Source organism: Roseomonas sp. CCTCC AB2023176 (assembly GCF_042259275.1).
GTDB lineage: Bacteria > Pseudomonadota > Alphaproteobacteria > Acetobacterales > Acetobacteraceae > Roseomonas.
In genome coordinates, this window is the sequence record NZ_CP170086.1 from 1,904,093 (window position 1) to 1,920,449 (window position 16,357).

The window sequence follows — 16,357 nt, forward strand, 5'->3', positions numbered from 1 at the left end:
CGCGGATAGCACGCCCCCCGTCGCCGCGAAGCCCCGGCGATCGGGGAAATCACGCGGCTATCCCCGCTTTCCCCGCGACGCGACGCATTCCGCCGATTGTGCCGTCTCTCCCCCCGTGATAGCCGGATCGCGTGGCGAGGGGTGCCACGCGCGCCGACCAACCCGGCCCGCCGCGCCGCGAGGGGCTTCGGCCCCCCGCATCATCGTTCTGGGGGAGTTGTCATGTCCGTCTTCCGCCGCCGCCCCGCCGAGGGCGGCACCGAGCCCGAACCCGCCCGCGACGCCGACCTCTCCATGCCGGCCTTCCGGCCGCAGCAGCCCACCCCCGCCAAGGATGCGTCCATGAGCGTGCCGCCGAAGCCCACCACCCCGACGGCCGCCACCCCGGGCGTCACCATGCCGCCCCGCCCCGCCCGCGCGGCCTCGCCGGAGCGCCGCACCCTCGTCGTCGGCAAGGGCATCTCCCTCCAGGGCACCGTCTCCGACGCCGAGCGCCTGGTCGTCGAGGGCACGGTCGAGAGCCAGATGATCCAGGCCCAGGAACTCCAGATCGCCCATGCCGGCGTCTTCAAGGGCGAGGTCCAGGTGGACGACGCCGAGATCGCGGGTGTCTTCGACGGCACGATCACCGCGCGCGGCTCCCTCGTCATCCGCGCAACCGGGAAGGTCCTGGGCGTCGCCCGCACCCGCAAGCTCTCGGTGGAGGAGGGCGGCCAGCTCTCCGGCCGCATGGAGATGCTGACGGACGCCCAGGCCGCGGCTGCCACCGGCGGTGCCCCAGCTCCCGCCCCGGCCTACCAGGCGCCCGACCGCACCTGACCCCCTCCCGCGGGCGCCCATCCGGTGCGCCCGCGGGAACCTGCCTTCGGCCGCTCTGGCCAGGCGCCCCAACCCGCGACCCCTCCACAGACGTGAACCGCGCGGTCCCGCCCCTGCTCGCCGCCCTGCTCGTCCTCACGGCCTGCGGTCCCGGGCCCTCGCAGCAGCAGGCCGCCGACGTCCTGAACCGCGTGCTCGAGGAGCACCGCGCGACGATCGACGGCCTCGGCCGTCCTTCGGCCGCCGGCCCACCGCGGCTCGAGCCGCCCCGCCGCCTTGGCGCGGGGGGCACGCCGGCGGCCGCATCCGCCCTGCTCGGCCAGGCGCCGGACGCGATCCTCGCCGCCCTCGGCACCCCCACCCTCCGCCGTCCGGATGGCGACGCGGAGGTCTGGCTCTACCTCGGCGCGCACTGCGCCCTGGACCTCGTGCTCTACCGCGCGGGCGGCACCCCGCGCGTCGCCTACGCTGCGGCCCGCGCCAACTCCACCGAGCCCCGCACCGAGTCCGCCTGCCTGCGGGAGGTCGCCGGTAGCGCCTAGGCCCGCCTCGGGCCAACCGCCGCCGGCCCCGACGGTGCCAGGTCTGCGCTTCAGCAGCAGGTTGGGCCTTCCGGCCGATCGCCCTGCCTGGATCCGCCCAAGGACCGTGGCGACCGCAACCACCGCCCGCGGCCGCCCGTTGCCGGCCGATGCGCCACACCCTCCCCGCCCTGCTCTTTACCCTGTTCCTCGCTGCTCCGGCCTCGGCCCGCGCGCCGACGCCGGAGGAGACGGGCCGGATCGAAGCGGCCCTCCGCGCCGCGGGCTACGTGACCTGGGGCACCGTGGAGGTCGGATCGCAGGGCGAGCCCATCCGGGTCACCGCCGCCCGCCGCACGAGCGAGGGCCCGGCCTCCGAGGTCGTCGTCGAACCGACGACCATGCGCGTGACGGAGGAGACCGCCTCGCAAGGCGCAGGCTGACCCGGCCGCCTCGGGCCAGCCCCGGCGGGCGCCGGACCACGCGCCGCACGGACAGCCACATCGTCATGGCAGCGACGCCGTCAGGGTGTCCAGGAACCAGGCCAGGCCCGCGTCCATCAGCGCCGGCCGCGGCACGACCGCGTGCAGCCGGAACCGCGCCGAGATCTCCGGAAGATCCACCCCGGCGATCCCGAGGCGCGCCGCATGCAGCCCCGCCAGCCGTCGCGGCACCGCCGCCACCAGATCCGTCTCGGCGACGAGGGCGAGCGCGAGCATGAAGTTCGGCACGGTCAGGACGACCCGCCGTGACCGCCCCTGGTCCGCCAGCAGCCCGTCGATGAATCCCGCCGGATCGCCGCCATGCGAGACGAGGAGGTGCCGCAGGCCGCAGTACCGGTCCAGGCTCGGCTCCGCCGCGAAGGGATGCCCGATGCGAACGGCCACGACGAGATCCTCCTCGTAGAGGGGCCGGCGCGCGAAGCGCGGGGGAACGGCATCGGTCGGGATGACCGCGACGTCCATGGCCCGGGCTTCCAGTTCGACCAGCGCCCCGCGCCAGGCGCGCTCGACCGCGTTCTCCCCTTCCGTCGGCAGGACCTGTCGCACGCCGATGGCGATGCCCGGCGCGCGGCCGCGCAGGGCCTCGAGAAGGGGCGGAAGGATCACCGCCGAGACCCCGTCCGGCGCGCCGATGGTGAAGCGGCGCGCGGACCTGGCGGGGTCGAACCGTTCGGCCGTGCCGACCACGCCCCGCGCGCGGGCCAGGAGTTCGGCGACCGGGCCGGCCAGCTCGGCGGCGCGGGACGTCGGCACCACGCCCTTCGGGGTCCGCAGGAACAGCGGATCGCCCAGGAGGCGCCGGAGCCGCCCGAGGCCATGGCTCACGGCTGACGGCGTGAGGCGCAGGCGCTCCGCCGCCCGGCCGACATGCCGTTCCTCCATCACCGCCTCGAACAGGACGAAGAGGTTCAGGTCGGTCCGGGACAGATCGATCTGATTCAGCATATCGCTGAAATCATATCGGTGGCTTCAGGGGAAGGAAGGCTTGATCACGCGCCGCAGGGGGCACGACCCGGCCCCTTGCCCAGCCTTCACCGAGAGGAAGCCCCGATGACCGCCTCACCTTCGAGAATGCTCCTGGCCGCCGCCCTCGGGGGCACGGCCCTCGGCACCCCAGCGCCGGCGCATCCCTCCGGCGCCGGGGAGGTTCCCGCCATCGTCGCCGAACTGGCCTTCCGGTCCGAACAGGGCAATGCCGCCCTGATGCGCGGCGACCTGCAGGGGTACCGCGCCCATGTCGTCATCGGCGACGACTTCACCCTCATGTCCCCCTTCGGCGGCCGTCCGCAGCCGCCGCGGCGCCGGACGGAAGAAGAGTGGGACGCGATCGCGCGGTTCTTCCGGAACGGGTCCCTGCGCCAGGACCTGCTCCAGTCCTACGCCTCCGCCGACATGGTCGTGCTGGTGCTGCTCGAGCACGCCCATGCCGAGGTCGGCGGCCTGCCCGCGCAGGACTGGTCCCTCCGCGTCACGCTCGTCTATCGGAGAGAGGGGCCCGAATGGCGGCTGGCGCATCGCCACGCGGACCCGCTCGCGGGCGGCGTGACCGTCACCGAGGCGGCGGCCCTGGCCCGACGCGCCGCCCCGTGACGTTCAAGGGCCGTGACGTTCAAGGGCCGGGATGCTCACGAGCATGGTCCGCCGGCCCGGACGCGTGGCCGGCGCGCGGCTCCTAGGCTGCGACCCGCCCGGCCTGCGGATCCAGCCGGTACCCGCCGCCCTCCGTCACCAGCAGCGCCGCCGAGGCCGGGTCCGGCTCGATCTTCTGCCGCAGGCGGTAGATGTGCGTCTCCAGCGTGTGCGTCGTCACCGCGGCGTTGTAGCCCCAGACCTCGTTCAGCAGGATCTGCCGCCCGACCGGCTTGCCGCCGGCGCGGTAGAGGAACTTCAGGATCGCGCACTCCTTCTCCGTCAACCGGATGCGACGGTTGCGCCCCATGTCCTGCAGCAGCTTCGCCGCGGGCCGGAAGGTGTAGGGCCCGATGACGAAGACCGCGTCTTCGGAATTGTCGAAGACGCGGAGCTGCGCGCGGATGCGCGCGATCAGCTCGTTGATGCGGAACGGCTTGGCGATGTAGTCGTTCGCGCCGGAATCGAGGCCGCGGACCACGTCCGCCTCCCCATCCGCGCCGGTCAGCATGATGATCGGCACCCGGATGCCCCCGCGCCTGAGTTCCGCGCAGAACTCGCGCCCGTCGCCGTCGGGCAGGCCGATGTCCAGCAGCACGGCGTCCTGCCGCGCGTCGCTCGCGGTGAGCAGCGCGCGGGCCTCGGCGATCGTCCCGGCCTCTGCAGGCTGGAACTCGCCGTCCACGGCCAGCTGCTCGGCGAGGGTCGCGCGGAGCGCGGCGTCGTCCTCGACGATGAGAAGGGGACGCGGATCCGACATGCACTCTCCATCCGGTGGGCGGGGCACGGCACGCGAAATGCCACCTCTGCGATCCGCGATATGGCCCCGCATGCGGCCATCACGCAAGGTTACGCCATAGCCCAAGATAATTCCGGGTCAGGCCTTGGTAACGCCGCCGTGACGCCACATTCAAGGCGCCTGTTCCGCTCGCGCTTCGGCCCGCTTCGCGTCCGGGCGACCGCATGCAGCGTAACGATCAGCGAACTCGGGGGTTTGTCGTGAAGGTTGCGAATCACAGCGCGGCGGAAAGTCTTCGGTCTGCGGCGATCCCCGACACCCGCATCGCGCCCGCCTTCCCGGGGCGTGCCCGCGACGTGCCCGACGCGCACGCCGGTGACGTGCGGGCCAGTGAAGTGCGGGCCAATGAAGTGCGGGCCAATGAAGTGCGGGCCAATGAAGTGCGGGCCAATGAAGTGCGGGCCGGTGACGTGCGCGCGGGTGACGTGCTCGCCCGTGCGATGCGCAGCGTCCACCGCGCGGTGTCCGACCTGCGCCGCGGCACGCCCGTCGTGCTGGAAGGCGTCGGCGAGGCGCTCGTCCTCGTTGCCGCTGAAACCGTGGGCGCGCGCGGCCTCACCGAGCTGGCAGCCCTCGCCCTGACGCCGCCTGTCCTGCTCCTCGCCCCGACCCGCGCCGCCGCCGTCCTGTCCCGTCCGGTGGCGCAGGGCCTCGGGGCCGTGGATGCGGTGCCCGTCGCCCTCCGCCTTCCGCACGCCCTCCTGTCCGAGGATGCCCTGCGCCGCCTCGCCGACCCCGTGGCGGAGACGCTGTTGCCGGAGCCGCCCGCCCTCGCACCCCTCCCCTCCGACACCCTCGCCCCGGCCGCCATCGCCCTCGCGAAGATCGGCCGCCTGCTGCCGGCCGTCGTCGCGGCCCGCGCTGCGCCGGGCGGCGCACTGGCCGGGCTTCTCTCCGTCCCCGCAGCCGACGTCCTGTCCTACCCCCTCTCCGCCGCGACGAGCCTGACCCGCGTCGCCGAGGCCACCGTGCCGCTGGAGGACGCGCCGGACGCCCGGATCGTCGCCTTCCGCGCGGCCGAGGGCGGGATCGAGCACCTGGCCATCCTCGTCGGCCGGCCGGAGGAGCAGGAGGCGCCCCTCTGCCGCGCCCATTCCGAATGCTTCACCGGCGACCTGCTGGGCTCGCTCCGCTGCGACTGCGGCCCGCAGCTCCGCGGCGCCATCGCCCGCATGGGGGCCGAAGGCGGCGGGGTGCTGCTCTACCTGGCGCAGGAGGGTCGTGGCATCGGCCTCGTGAACAAGCTCCGCGCCTACGCGCTGCAGGACACCGGGCTCGACACGCTCGATGCCAACCGCGCCCTCGGCTACGGCGCGGATGAGCGCTCCTTCCTCGTTGCCGCCACGATGCTCCGCGCCCTCGGCATCGAACGCGTGCGGCTCATGACGAACAACCCGGACAAGGTGGCCGGCCTCACGGCCTGCGGGATCGAGGTGGAGGGCCGCGTCTCGCACCTCTTCGCCGCCAACGGCGTGAACGACGGCTACCTCGCGACGAAGAAGCGCCGCTTCGGCCACCTGATGCCGTAACCGCCCTTCCCAAGCCTCCCCGCCCCGTGGAACCCTGCGGGCAACGGGAGGATTGGGAATGGAGCGGGACGTCAACCTGACCGTGGACGGGCGGACGCATGTCGTCCGCGCCGATCCGGACATGCCGCTGCTCTACGCGCTGCGGGACGACCTCGGCCTGAACAACCCGCGCTTCGGCTGCGGCCTGGGCCAGTGCGGCGCCTGCACCGTGCACGTGGATGGGGCGGCGACGCGCTCCTGCCTCACCCCCGTCTCGGCGGTGGAGGGCCGGGCCGTCACCACCCTCGCCGGCCTCGGCACGCCCGAACGCCCGCACCCGATCCAGGCCGCCTACATCGCCGAGGAGGTGCCGCAATGCGGCACCTGCATCAACGGCTGGATCATGACCGCCGCCGCCTTCCTGCGCGACAACCCCCGCGCGACGGACCCGGAGATCCGCGACGCGCTCACCGGTCTGAAGTGCCGCTGCGGCACCCACCTCGCGATCCTCAAGGCGGTGCGCCGCGCCGCGGACGGGATGGCGCAAGCCGACACGACGGGGAGGGCGGGCTGATGGACTCGCCGCACCTTTCCCGCCGCGCCGCGCTCGGCGGCTTCGGCGCCCTCGTCGTCTCCCTCGGCGCGCCGGTCGCGCCGGAGATGCTGGCGCGTCCCGCCCACGCCCAGGGCGCGCCGGCGCAACCCGTGCCGCCGCTGCCGACGCAGCTCTCCTCCTACGTCGCCGTCGCCGCGGATGGGTCCGTCACCGCCTTCTTCGGCAAGGTGGACGTGGGGCAGGGCCTCGACGTCGCCATCGCCCAGGTCGTCGCGGAGGAACTGGACGTCCCGCCAGCGCGCGTGACGGTCGTGATGGGCGATACGCGGCGCTGCGTGGACCAGGGCGGTGCCAGCAACGCGTCCGGCGTCGCGCAGGGCTCCATTCCCCTCCGCAACGCGGCGGCCGAGGCGCGCCTGCTGCTGACGGAACTGGCCGCCGAACGGCTCGGCGTGGCCGTCGAGCGGCTCCGCACCACGGACGGCGCGGTCTTCGTGGACGGCGAACCGGCGCGCCGCGTCACCTACGGCGACCTCGTCGCGGGACGATACTTCAGCACCGAACTCCGCTGGAACGGTCGCTACGGCAACATCCTGAACGTCGAGGGGCGCGCGCGCCGAAGCCGCCGGCGTCCTACGCCGCGGTCGGCACGCCGCAGCCCCGCCGCGACATCGCCGACAAGGTCTTCGCCCGCTACGAATACGCCTCCGACGCCCGCCTGCCCGGCATGTGGCACGCCCGCATGGTCCGCCCGCCCGTCGCGGGGGCCGAGGCGCAGTCGGTGGACGAAGCCTCGGTCCGCGACATCCCGAACGTCCGGATCGTCCACAACCGCGGCTTCGTCGCCGTCGCTGCGCCGCGCGAGTGGGACGCGGTCCGCGCCGCGAACGCGCTGAAGGTCACCTGGACGCAGGTCACGCCACCCTTCCCCGATCAGGCCGCGCTGCACGACCACATCCGCAACGCCCCGGTCCGCACGCGCAACGCGCCGCTGGAGCAGGGCGACGTCGCCGCCGCCGTTTCCTCCGCCGCCCGCGTCCACACTGCGGAATACGAGTGGCCCTTCCACTCCCACTCCTCCATGGCGCCGGGCGTCGCGCTCGCCGACGTGCGCGCGGACGGCGCCACGGTCTACACCGGCACGCAGAAGCCCCACGCGGTGCGGGACGGCGTCGCGCGCCTCCTCGGCCTTCCCGCGGACAAGGTCCACGCGGTCTGGATGCAGGGCCCCGGATCCTACGGCCGTAACGATGCGGGCGATGCCGCCTTCGACGCCGCGGTGTTGTCGAAGGAACTCGGCCGGCCCGTCCGCGTGCAGTATTCCCGCGCGGAAGGCCATGGCTGGGACGTGAAGGGCCCGGCCTCCGTCCACCGCCTCCGCGCCGCCCTCGACGCCGAGGGCCGTGTGACGGGCGTCGAGCACGTCGTCCGCGCCTTCTCCCGCACCGGCGTGTCCACCAGCGAGTCCGACCCGCGCGACAGCCTGGCGCGCATGCTCCAGGGAGACATGCAGGCGGCCGCCGACACATGGCTCTTCCCCGGCGACTACGTTGCGCTCTCCCCCTATTCCTTCGGCGCGAAGCGGATGGAATGGGGCATCGTGGCGCCGCTTCTGGACCGCGCCTCGCCGCTCCGCACGGGCCACCTGCGCGACCCGTCGGGCCCAGAGACGATCTTCGCCGCCGAATCCTTCGTGGACGAACTCGCGCGCCTGACGAACACGGATGCGGTCGAGTTCCGCCTGCGCCACCTGACCGATCCCCGCGACCTCGCCGTGCTGCGCGCCGCGGCGGAGAAGGCGGGGTGGGAGGCGCGCCCCTCCGGCCCGCGCAGCGCCTCGGGCGACGTCGTGACGGGACGCGGCGTCTCGCTCTCCCGCCGCGACGGCTCCCACGTCGCGACCGTCGCGGAGGTCGAGGTGGACCGCCGCACCGGCGCCATCCGCGCGCGCCGCCTGGTCTGCGCCCACGACTGTGGCCGCATCATCAACCCCGCCGGCCTGCGCCGCACGATCGAGAATGGCCTGACCTACGGCCTCTCCCGCGCGACGAAGGAGGAGGTGACCTTCAGCCGGGAGATGGTGACGAGCCTGGATTGGCAGACCTACCCCATCCTCGACATCACCGAGACGCCCGACGCCGTGGAGGTCGTGCTGATCAACCGGCCCGAACTCCCCTCCACCGGCGCCGGCGAGCCGATGGTGCGCTCCGTCGGCGCGGCCGTCGCGAACGCGATCTTCGACGCCTCGGGCGCCCGGATCCGCAAGGCACCCTTCACGCCGGAGAGGGTGAAGGCGGCCCTCGCGGGGGCCTGATCGTGTTCGCAACCGTCCGCGACGGCCTGTTGACCCTCGGCTGCGACCGCTGGCGCTGCGCCATCGGCCGCGGTGGGGTGCGCCGCGACAAGCAGGAGGGCGACGGCGCCACGCCGCTCTCCCCCATGCCGCTCCGCCGCGTCCTCTACCGCGCTGACCGTGGTCCCCCGCCGCGCTGCGCCGTGCCGGTGGAGCCGATCGCCCGTGATGATGGCTGGTGCGACGACCCCGCGCACCGTTCGTACAACCGCATGGTCCGGCTGCCCTTCGACGCGTCGCATGAGGAGCTGTGGCGGGCCGACGCGCTCTACGACATCGTCGGCGTGCTCGGCTGGAACGACGATCCGGTGGCGCGGGGCCGTGGCAGCGCGATCTTCCTCCACGTCGCCTCGCGCGACTACGGCCCGACGGCCGGCTGCGTCGCGCTGTCGGAGCGCGACCTGCGCGCCGCCCTCTCCTGCGGCCTCACCGGCGTGGACGTGTTGGAATAGCGACGCAACCTTCCGCCTGTGTCGGGAAGCACAACTTTCCCGAAGCCGAGCGTTACTCGTCGGCAACCAGATCCTCAGCGGGAGGCCCGCCATCCCGGACATTGCGTCCCCCCGACCGGATGCCGGCCGCGTCAGCGACGAGGCGGCACGGGTGGCCGCCCTGCGCCGCTACCGCATCCTCGACACGCGGGAGGAGGGTTCCTTCGCCCGCCTGACGGAAGAGATGGCGCATACCTTCCGCGTTCCCATCGCGGCCGTCACCTTCGTGGACGAGAGGCGGCAATGGTTCAAGGCGGGGTACGGCCTCGGCGTGCGCGAGACGCCGCGCGCCCTCTCCTTCTGCGCGCAGGCGCTGGAGCGCGCGGAGCCGCTGGTGGTGCGGGACGCGCGGCTGGATCTCCGCTTCGCCCGCAACCCCTTGGTGTGCGGCCCGCTGGGCGTCCGGTTCTATGCCGGTGCCCGCCTGCTGGACCCGGAGGGCCATGCGCTCGGCGCGGCCTGCATCATCGACCGCCGCCCGCGGCCGGAGGGGCTGTCACCCGTGGAGACGGCGCGGCTGATGGCCTTTGCCGAGCGGGCGATGGCGCATGCCGACCTCCACCTGTTCCGCCTGGAATGGCTGGAGCACCTGCCGCGGGCGGCGCTGGAGCGGGCGGCGGCGGCCTGCCAGCGGGGCGAGACAGGGGTGGCGAACCGGCTGGTGAACCTGGCCTACGCCGCCGTCGAGCGCCGGGAGGACATCTTCGACATCCCCTGACCCGGGTCAGGCGCGGCGGAAGGTCCAGTAGAGGGGCGTCCGGCCTTCCCGCAGCGCCTTTGCCTCGTAGCGCGTGCGGGGCCAGTCGGGGGGCGGGGCGTCCTGTCGGGAGACGCGGGCGAAGAGGGTCTGGGCGCCCATCACGTCCTCGACCCAGGCCTGATAGGTCGGGTCGTCGCTCGCGATCCGCCATTCCGCGCCGGGGCGCAGGACGCGGGCGAGCAGCGGCAGCAGGGCGGGGTGGACGAAGCGGCGCTTGGCATGGCGCGCCTTCGGCCAGGGGTCGGGGAACATGAGGTGGAGGCGGTCGAGCGCGCCGTCCGGCATCGCCGCGAGCAGGTGGCGCGCGTCGCGGGGCCAGAGGCGGAGGTTTCCGGGAAGCGGGGCGGTGTCCTCCTCGCCCTCCGGGATGATGCGGGTGAGGAGGGAGCAGAGTCCGTTCTCGAAGACCTCCGACGCGATCAGGGCGATGTCGGGGTGGCGGGCGGCGAGTTCGAGGGCGTGCTCGCCGCCGCCGAAGCCGACCTCGAGCCAGAGTTCGCGGGGGGCGATGCCGAAGGCGGCACGCGGGGATGCGGGGTCGGGCAGGGTGATCCGCGGCAGGGCCAGGTCCAGCAGGCGCTGCTGGCGGGGGCGGAGGGGGTGGCCGCGGCGACGGCCGTAGAGCCGGTCCGGGATGCCCTCCGCGACCGGCGGGCGGTCGCTCACCGTCGCGGAGGGGGGCGGAGGAGGGAGGGCATCGGGTCCACGCGGTGCGTGAAGCCGAGGCCGGCGGAGAGGACGGGGTCGGCGGCGGCGATGCCGGCCGCCGCCTCCGCATCGGTTGCGTCGAAGACGGCGAGGCCGAAGGTGCCGTCGGGCGCGAAGACCGGCCCGACGGCGGTGGCGGCGCCCGAGTTGATCTGGGCGAGCCAGTAGGCCCCGTGCCGGGCCATCGCGGCGTCTTCCTCCTCCGTCATGCCGGCCGGGAAGTCGGGGCGCGGCGGGAACAGGCGGTAGAGGAAGTGCGCCACGGGGTCAGCGCCCGAAAGCGCGGCGGAGTTCCTCCACGAGGTCGGTGCGTTCCCACGTGAAGGTGCCCTTCTCCTCATCGGGCGTGCGGCCGAAATGGCCGTAGGAGGAGGTGGGAACGTAGATCGCGCGGTTGAGGTGCAGGTGTTCCCGGATGCCGCGCGGGGAGAGGTTCACGAGGCCGTCGATAACCTTGGCGAGCTTCGCCTCCTCCACGTCGCGGCCCGTGCCGTGCAGGTCGAAATAGACCGAGAGCGGCTTGGAGACGCCGATGGCGTAGGAGACCTGGATCGTGCACTTCTCGGCCAGGCCGGCGGCGACGACGTTCTTCGCGACGTAGCGGGCGGCATAGGCGGCCGAGCGGTCCACCTTCGTCGGGTCCTTGCCGGAGAAGGCGCCACCGCCATGCGGGGCCGCGCCGCCATAGGTGTCCACGATGATCTTGCGGCCGGTCAGGCCGCAGTCGCCGTCGGGGCCGCCGATGACGAAGGTGCCGGTCGGGTTCACGTAGAGCTCGGCCTCCGGGCACATCCAGCCCTGCGGCAGGCTGCTCTCGATGACCGGGCGGACCATCGCCTTGATCTGCGCCTGCTCCATCCCTTCCTCGTGCTGGGTGGAGAGCACGATGGAGGTCGCGCCGACCGGCTTGCCGTCCACGTAGCGCAGCGTGACCTGTGACTTGGCGTCGGGCAGCAGTCCCTTCACGGACAGGTCGTTGGCGCGGCGCAGTTCGCTGATCCGGCGCAGGATCAGGTGCGCGTAGTAGAGCGGCGCGGGCATGAGGTCCGGCGTTTCCGTGCAGGCGTAGCCGAACATGATGCCCTGGTCGCCGGCGCCTTCGTCCTTGTTGCCGGCGGCGTCCACGCCCTGCGCGATGTGCGCGGACTGCGCATGCAGGTGGCATTCGACATGCGCGGTCTTCCAGTGGAAGCCGTCCTGCTCGTAGCCGATGTCGCGCACGGCCATGCGGGCGTTGTGGCTCAGCAGTTCCGGCGTGATGGAGGCGGGGCCGCGGGTCTCGCCGGCGATGATGATGCGGTTGGTGGTGACGAGGGTTTCGCACGCGACGCGCGCGTAGGGGTCCTCTGCCAGGAAGGTGTCGAGGACCGTGTCGGAGATGCGGTCCGCCACCTTGTCCGGGTGGCCCTCGGACACCGATTCCGAGGTGAAGAGGTATTCGCCCGAGTCGCGCATGGCTTGGTTCGGCCTCTTGTCGCGTGGTTGGAGGGAATGCCACGCGGGGTTGGCCGTCGGGGCGCGGGGGGTATCGCGGAGGCGTGAGGGGGGGTCAAGGCATGGACCGTTGCGGCGCGGTCGCGGCCCGCGGCGCCTCAGCCCTCACGGCCCGGCGCAGGGACCTCCGGGCTGCGCGGCGACGCTCCGGACCAGCGTCACGAACTCCGCCCGCCGCCCGTCCTCGTCCCGTCCCAGGGCGGCGGATGCAATCGCGGCCATGTCCCGGCAGGACCAGCCCCGGACGTGCGGCGAGGCGCGCAGCCGCTGCGCGAAGCCCGCCACCGCCGCCGCGAAGCGCGCGTCGCCGGATGCTGCCTCGAAGTCCGGCCGCGCGTCGCGGGGCGTGATGGCACGTACGGTCTCGCGGCTCCGCGCCTCCCCCGGCAGCTTGTACCGAAGACGCAGGTAGGCGAACTCGCCGGAGCGCGGCACCGGCGATGTGCGTGCGGCGGGGGCGTAGCGCAGCGGGTCCACCGCGGGCTCGCCGCCCCGCGGGATGAATTCGTACAATGCGGTCACGCTGCGTCCCGAACCGATCTCCCCCGCATCCACCGAATCGTCGCGGAAATCCTCGCGGCGGAGGACCCGCGTCTCGTACCCGATCAGGCGGTATTGCGAGACGAGCGCAGGGTTGAATTCGACCTGCGCCTTCACGTCGTCGGCGACGGGGATGACGTTCGCTGCGAAATCCTCGATCAGCGCCCGCCGCGCCTCGGCGGGCGTCGAGGCGTAGATGTAGGTCCCGTTCCCCGCGCGGGCGATCGCGCTCATCCGCGTGTCGTTCAGGTTGTCGAGCCCGACGCCGAGCGTCGTCAGGTAGATCCCGCCACGCCGCCGCTGCGTCACCATGTCGGCCAGCGCCTGCGGGCTCGTCACGCCGAGGTTGAAGTCGCCGTCGGTCGCGAGGACGACGCGGTTCACCGCGCCCGGCTCGAAGGACTTCGCCGCCTGATCGTAGGCCAGCGCGAGGCCTGCGCCGCCCGACGTGCCGCCCTCCGCGCGCAGGCTCGCCAGTGCCGTCTCGATCTCCGGGCGCCGGTCCGCGGGTGTTGGCGGCAGGGTCACCGCCGTCTTGCCCGCATAGGTCACGATGGCCACGCGATCGCCGGGCCCAAGGCGTTCCACCAGCCCGCGCATCGCGTCGACAACCAGCGGCAGGCGGTCGGGCGGCGCCATGGAGCCGGAGACGTCAAGGAGGAGCGTCAGGTTCACCCTGGGACGCGCGACCGGCGCCGCCGTGCGCAGCCCGACATGCAGCAGTCGCCGGGCTGGGTTCCAGGGCGAGGGATGGACCGAGACGAAGGGCGCGAAGGGCTGCGCCCGGTCGTCCGGCAACGGGTAGTCGTAGGGGAAGGCGTTGATGAACTCCTCGGCCCGGACGAAGCGCTCGGCGCCGCTTCCCAGGCGCGGCCAGGAGCCATCGAGCAGGAGCCGCCGAACGACCGAATAGGATGCCGTGTCGCCGTGGAGCGAGATCGTCGAGACCGGGGCTTCAGCGGCGGACAGGAACCCGCCCTGCGGCGCGTTCCGCGCGGAGGCGGGATCGGGCGGCGCCTCCGTCCGGGGCAACGCGACGCCGGCGGCCATGGGGGACGGAACGGCCGCCGCTGCCATGGCAGGGGAGGCCATCACCGCCCGCGGCGCGGAGCCGGGCGCAGTCTCGCACGCGGTCAGGATCGTGAGACCGAGTAACAGGCAAGGGGGCGCGAATCGCATCGTCGGGGTATCCTTCCAGGCCGCGATCGTTCGTAGCCCGTGTGGCCGGCGTGGGGCAGCCGGGCGGAAGTGGTGCGACGGACGGGACTTGAGTCGCCGAGCGAGCCGGCGGGTCGGCAGCGTCGGGCGGGCGCGATGCGACTCCCTTGGGACGGAACCTGCATGACCCGTCGCCGCACCTTCGTCGGCTGCGCGAGCTGCGGAACGGGGTGGCAACGTCGAAGCTCGCGGTCAACTACCTCTTCCAGAAGGGCAAGCCGCTGCCGACGCCGGCCTGACGCGGCGCCGAGAGCGCTACGGAGGGCTGGCGCGGGCGACGCGCGATCCCGCAGGATGCGGCCCGCGACACGTTGGAGGAGGCCTGCGATGTGCGATGCCTGCGTGATGAAGTCGGTGGCGACGTCCCTTGGGCGGCGCGGGATGTTCGCGGCGGCCGCCGCCGCGGCGTCGGTCTTCGCGCTGTCGGCGCGGCCGGCGGTGGCGCAGGCGGTGCGGAGCGCGCCGGTCAGCCGGGTCGTGGACCTGACGCATACGCTGCGGCCGGACTTCCCGACCTTCGGTGGTGATCCGGCCTTCCAGCAGGAGCGGATCCTGACCTTCGCGAAGGACGGCTACAACCTGAACCGCTTCACCTACGGGGAGCATGTCGGTACGCATTTCGACGCGCCGATCCACTTCTCGGAAAACGGTGCGACGGTGGACCGCATCCCTGTCGAGAGCCTGGTGTGCCCGCTGGTCGTGCTGGACGTGCGGGAGAGGGCCGCCGCGAACGCCGACTACCAGGCGACGGCGGAGGACCTGGCGGCCTGGGAGTCGCGTCACGGCCGCGTGCCGCCGGGCGCCTGCGTCGCGCTGAACTCCGGCTGGGATGGGCGGGCGGGCGGCGCGGGATTCCGGAACGTGGATGCCGGCAACGCCATGCGCTTCCCCGGCTTCCGTCCGGACATCATCCCCGCGCTGGCGGAGCGCGGGGTCGCGGCCGTCGCGGTGGACACGCTGTCGCTCGACCACGGGGGATCCACGACCTTCGACTTCCACAAGACCTGGCTCGGCGGCGGGCGCTGGGGGATCGAGTGTGTCGCGGGGTTGGGGAACGTGCCGCCGGTGGGGGCGACGCTCGTCGCGGGGGCGCCGAAGATCGCGGGCGGCACCGGCGGGCATGGGCGGGTGATCGCGCTGGTCTGATGCCGGCCGGCGTCGAGCCTGATCCGGTTTGGGGCGCGCGGGTTGGCCCCTGGGAAGGCGAAGCCCTCCCAGGGGCCAGTCGCGCAAGAACCAGCCCGGGCCCAACGCGCCCCGTCGTCAGAAGCCCGGCCCGACCCTCTCGCCCCCCGCCGGCCAGGCAACCGGGGGCAGGCGGGCGACGGGGATGCGGGCGACGGTGAGGGACCGGTCCTCCAGCGTCAGGGGGACTTCGATCTGCGGGGGACCGCCACCCTCTGCGGGGCGGGACAGCAGGCCGATCACGCCGCGCGCGAGCCCGGCGGAGCGGGCGGGAACGAGGCCGGCCGCGACGAGCGAGTCGAGCACGGCATTGGCGCCTGTCAGGCGCAGCGTGCCGGCCCCCATGGGCTGCAGGGCCTCGTCGAGCGCCACGGTGGCCGTGCCGCGCGCCGTCGCGGGGCCCCAGGTCGCGTCGAGGCGGCGGATCTCCACCGTGCCGCCGGCGTCGCGCCAGGTCGCGGCGCGGGTGGCGGGGGAGCGGCCGCCGGGCACGGGACCCGTCAGGCTCGCATCGAGGGCGAGGTGGGCGATCGCCCGGCCGAGCGAGCCGGCCGTGGGCAGCAGCACGTCCCGGACCTCACCCTGCACGGTCAGGGCGGGCTCGCCCTCGATGGCGGAGGCGCGGGTGTCCAGGGTGAGGTCGAGTTCGGCGATCTCCACCCCGCCGGCGGGCGTGCCGATGCGGAGGCGCCGGGCCCCGAAGCTCCCGCCCTTCGGCAGCACGTCGGCCTGAAGGGGCACGCTGCCCTCCAGCCGGTCGGCGCGGAAGGGGAGGTCCAGGTTGCCGAGGCGCAGGCGCTGGGGGCCGCCCGAGCGGATCTGCAGCTCGTCCAGCCGGGGCAGCCGCACGGCGAGGACGACCTCGGCGGAGGACCATTCGATCCCGCCGGGCAGCGTGGCGGTGCCGCCGGAGAGGCGGAACTCCGGCAGCCGGAGGGTGGCGGCGAAGGGCCAGCCGCCGCGGACCGGGGGCGCGTGCTCGACGCGCCAGCCGGAGGCACGGCGTGCGGCGGCCCAGATGTCGAACCCGGCCTGGAGGCGGCTTGCCATCGTGTTCCAGAGGACCGCGTGGCCGGCGGCGAGGACCGCGAGCAGCAGGGCCGTGAGGAGCAGGAGGCGGCCGGGGCGGAGCCAGGGGCGGAGGGTCACGGGCGATTTATGGGGTGGATGCGCCATCCTGTCGCGGCTTCGCGGCTGAAAGCGGGCACGGGGCCGCGTTCCCCCTGATTGGCGGGGCGCGCGGCGGGGCGTAGGGACGGCGCACGCCACCGGC

General features: G+C 73.7%; 19 protein-coding genes. 12 read left to right on the forward strand and 7 right to left on the reverse strand.

Annotated elements, in window-relative coordinates:
* Window positions 1-222: 222 nt before the first annotated feature.
* From ACE7GA_RS09525 to ACE7GA_RS09535, 3 genes are all read left to right on the forward strand, one after another.
* Entirely contained in the window at window positions 223-819 is a 597-nt protein-coding gene (locus tag ACE7GA_RS09525) for a polymer-forming cytoskeletal protein (RefSeq protein WP_376098819.1), read from the forward strand.
* A gap of 92 nt (window positions 820-911) precedes the next feature.
* Window positions 912-1,361, forward strand: a complete 450-nt coding sequence (locus ACE7GA_RS09530) for a hypothetical protein (protein WP_376098821.1) — start codon at window positions 912-914, stop codon at window positions 1,359-1,361.
* A 149-nt stretch (window positions 1,362-1,510) separates the two neighbouring features.
* The gene (locus ACE7GA_RS09535) at window positions 1,511-1,783 is read left to right on the forward strand and encodes a hypothetical protein (protein ID WP_376098823.1); all 273 of its coding nucleotides are present in this window, start codon (window positions 1,511-1,513) and stop codon (window positions 1,781-1,783) included.
* A gap of 63 nt (window positions 1,784-1,846) precedes the next feature.
* Here ACE7GA_RS09535 and ACE7GA_RS09540 read toward each other — a convergent pair whose 3' ends face one another.
* Window positions 1,847-2,788 carry a LysR family transcriptional regulator gene (locus ACE7GA_RS09540; protein ID WP_376098825.1) on the reverse strand — a complete coding sequence of 314 codons (942 nt, stop codon included), beginning with the start codon at window positions 2,786-2,788 and terminating at the stop codon, window positions 1,847-1,849.
* A 105-nt stretch (window positions 2,789-2,893) separates the two neighbouring features.
* Here ACE7GA_RS09540 and ACE7GA_RS09545 point away from each other — a divergent pair, with 105 nt between their 5' ends.
* Window positions 2,894-3,433 (forward strand): YybH family protein, encoded by a 540-nt coding sequence (locus ACE7GA_RS09545; protein WP_376098827.1) that lies wholly within the window; start codon window positions 2,894-2,896, stop codon window positions 3,431-3,433.
* Window positions 3,434-3,515: 82 nt separating this feature from the next.
* Here ACE7GA_RS09545 and ACE7GA_RS09550 read toward each other — a convergent pair whose 3' ends face one another.
* On the reverse strand, window positions 3,516-4,232 hold the full coding sequence (locus ACE7GA_RS09550) for a response regulator transcription factor (protein WP_376098829.1): 717 nt from the start codon (window positions 4,230-4,232) through the stop codon (window positions 3,516-3,518).
* A gap of 479 nt (window positions 4,233-4,711) precedes the next feature.
* Here ACE7GA_RS09550 and ACE7GA_RS09555 point away from each other — a divergent pair, with 479 nt between their 5' ends.
* The 6 genes from ACE7GA_RS09555 (at window position 4,712) to ACE7GA_RS09580 (ending at window position 9,897) form a co-directional block, all read left to right on the forward strand.
* Window positions 4,712-5,800: a GTP cyclohydrolase II gene (locus tag ACE7GA_RS09555; protein ID WP_376100189.1), complete on the forward strand. Its 1,089-nt coding sequence runs from the start codon at window positions 4,712-4,714 to the stop codon at window positions 5,798-5,800.
* A gap of 58 nt (window positions 5,801-5,858) precedes the next feature.
* Window positions 5,859-6,353, forward strand: a complete 495-nt coding sequence (locus tag ACE7GA_RS09560) for a (2Fe-2S)-binding protein (RefSeq protein ID WP_376098831.1) — start codon at window positions 5,859-5,861, stop codon at window positions 6,351-6,353.
* Window positions 6,353-7,231 carry a molybdopterin cofactor-binding domain-containing protein gene (locus ACE7GA_RS09565; RefSeq protein ID WP_376098833.1) on the forward strand — a complete coding sequence of 293 codons (879 nt, stop codon included), beginning with the start codon at window positions 6,353-6,355 and terminating at the stop codon, window positions 7,229-7,231. Before ACE7GA_RS09560 ends, ACE7GA_RS09565 begins: the two co-directional genes overlap by 1 nt.
* Complete coding sequence (locus ACE7GA_RS09570; RefSeq protein ID WP_376100191.1) at window positions 7,117-8,649, forward strand: xanthine dehydrogenase family protein molybdopterin-binding subunit; 1,533 nt, start codon at window positions 7,117-7,119, stop codon at window positions 8,647-8,649. Before ACE7GA_RS09565 ends, ACE7GA_RS09570 begins: the two co-directional genes overlap by 115 nt.
* The gene (locus tag ACE7GA_RS09575) at window positions 8,649-9,140 is read left to right on the forward strand and encodes a L,D-transpeptidase (RefSeq protein ID WP_376100193.1); all 492 of its coding nucleotides are present in this window, start codon (window positions 8,649-8,651) and stop codon (window positions 9,138-9,140) included. Before ACE7GA_RS09570 ends, ACE7GA_RS09575 begins: the two co-directional genes overlap by 1 nt.
* A gap of 151 nt (window positions 9,141-9,291) precedes the next feature.
* The gene (locus ACE7GA_RS09580; RefSeq protein ID WP_376098835.1) at window positions 9,292-9,897 is read left to right on the forward strand and encodes a GAF domain-containing protein; all 606 of its coding nucleotides are present in this window, start codon (window positions 9,292-9,294) and stop codon (window positions 9,895-9,897) included.
* Between the two features lie 6 nt (window positions 9,898-9,903).
* Here the strand turns inward: ACE7GA_RS09580 and ACE7GA_RS09585 are convergent, their stop codons facing one another.
* The 4 genes from ACE7GA_RS09585 to ACE7GA_RS09600 form a co-directional block, all read right to left on the reverse strand.
* Window positions 9,904-10,605: a tRNA (guanine(46)-N(7))-methyltransferase TrmB gene (locus ACE7GA_RS09585; protein ID WP_376098837.1), complete on the reverse strand. Its 702-nt coding sequence runs from the start codon at window positions 10,603-10,605 to the stop codon at window positions 9,904-9,906.
* Window positions 10,602-10,910, reverse strand: coding sequence for a YciI family protein (locus ACE7GA_RS09590; protein WP_376098839.1), 309 nt, complete (start codon window positions 10,908-10,910; stop codon window positions 10,602-10,604). The genes ACE7GA_RS09585 and ACE7GA_RS09590 overlap by 4 nt, the downstream gene beginning before the upstream one ends.
* 4 nt (window positions 10,911-10,914) lie before the next feature.
* Entirely contained in the window at window positions 10,915-12,102 is a 1,188-nt protein-coding gene (metK, locus tag ACE7GA_RS09595; protein WP_376098841.1) for a methionine adenosyltransferase, read from the reverse strand.
* 144 nt (window positions 12,103-12,246) lie between these two features.
* Window positions 12,247-13,731 carry a von Willebrand factor type A domain-containing protein gene (locus tag ACE7GA_RS09600; RefSeq protein ID WP_376098843.1) on the reverse strand — a complete coding sequence of 495 codons (1,485 nt, stop codon included), beginning with the start codon at window positions 13,729-13,731 and terminating at the stop codon, window positions 12,247-12,249.
* A 275-nt stretch (window positions 13,732-14,006) separates the two neighbouring features.
* On the opposite strand from ACE7GA_RS09600, the gene ACE7GA_RS09605 reads away from it, so the two are divergent.
* Window positions 14,007-14,138 (forward strand): hypothetical protein, encoded by a 132-nt coding sequence (locus tag ACE7GA_RS09605; protein ID WP_376098845.1) that lies wholly within the window; start codon window positions 14,007-14,009, stop codon window positions 14,136-14,138.
* Window positions 14,139-14,226: 88 nt separating this feature from the next.
* Window positions 14,227-15,045 (forward strand): cyclase family protein, encoded by an 819-nt coding sequence (locus tag ACE7GA_RS09610; RefSeq protein WP_376098847.1) that lies wholly within the window; start codon window positions 14,227-14,229, stop codon window positions 15,043-15,045.
* A gap of 117 nt (window positions 15,046-15,162) precedes the next feature.
* On the opposite strand, the gene ACE7GA_RS09615 is transcribed toward ACE7GA_RS09610, so the two are convergent.
* Window positions 15,163-16,233, reverse strand: coding sequence for a DUF2125 domain-containing protein (locus tag ACE7GA_RS09615; protein ID WP_376098849.1), 1,071 nt, complete (start codon window positions 16,231-16,233; stop codon window positions 15,163-15,165).
* Between the last annotated feature and the right edge of the window lie 124 nt (window positions 16,234-16,357).

What these genes read in the sequence shown, in the direction of transcription:
- ACE7GA_RS09525 (WP_376098819.1), top strand. Translation starts at nt 223, where the DNA reads ATGTCCGTCTTCCGCCGCCGCCCCGCCGAGGGCGGCACCGAGCCCGAA.
- ACE7GA_RS09535 (WP_376098823.1), top strand. Translation starts at nt 1,511, where the DNA reads ATGCGCCACACCCTCCCCGCCCTGCTCTTTACCCTGTTCCTCGCTGCT.
- ACE7GA_RS09540 (WP_376098825.1), bottom strand. Translation starts at nt 2,788, where the DNA reads ATGCTGAATCAGATCGATCTGTCCCGGACCGACCTGAACCTCTTCGTC.
- ACE7GA_RS09545 (WP_376098827.1), top strand. Translation starts at nt 2,894, where the DNA reads ATGACCGCCTCACCTTCGAGAATGCTCCTGGCCGCCGCCCTCGGGGGC.
- ACE7GA_RS09550 (WP_376098829.1), bottom strand. Translation starts at nt 4,232, where the DNA reads ATGTCGGATCCGCGTCCCCTTCTCATCGTCGAGGACGACGCCGCGCTC.
- ACE7GA_RS09555 (WP_376100189.1), top strand. Translation starts at nt 4,712, where the DNA reads ATGCGCAGCGTCCACCGCGCGGTGTCCGACCTGCGCCGCGGCACGCCC.
- ACE7GA_RS09560 (WP_376098831.1), top strand. Translation starts at nt 5,859, where the DNA reads ATGGAGCGGGACGTCAACCTGACCGTGGACGGGCGGACGCATGTCGTC.
- ACE7GA_RS09565 (WP_376098833.1), top strand. Translation starts at nt 6,353, where the DNA reads ATGGACTCGCCGCACCTTTCCCGCCGCGCCGCGCTCGGCGGCTTCGGC.
- metK (WP_376098841.1), bottom strand. Translation starts at nt 12,102, where the DNA reads ATGCGCGACTCGGGCGAATACCTCTTCACCTCGGAATCGGTGTCCGAG.
- ACE7GA_RS09600 (WP_376098843.1), bottom strand. Translation starts at nt 13,731, where the DNA reads ATGGCCGCCGGCGTCGCGTTGCCCCGGACGGAGGCGCCGCCCGATCCC.
- ACE7GA_RS09610 (WP_376098847.1), top strand. Translation starts at nt 14,227, where the DNA reads ATGTGCGATGCCTGCGTGATGAAGTCGGTGGCGACGTCCCTTGGGCGG.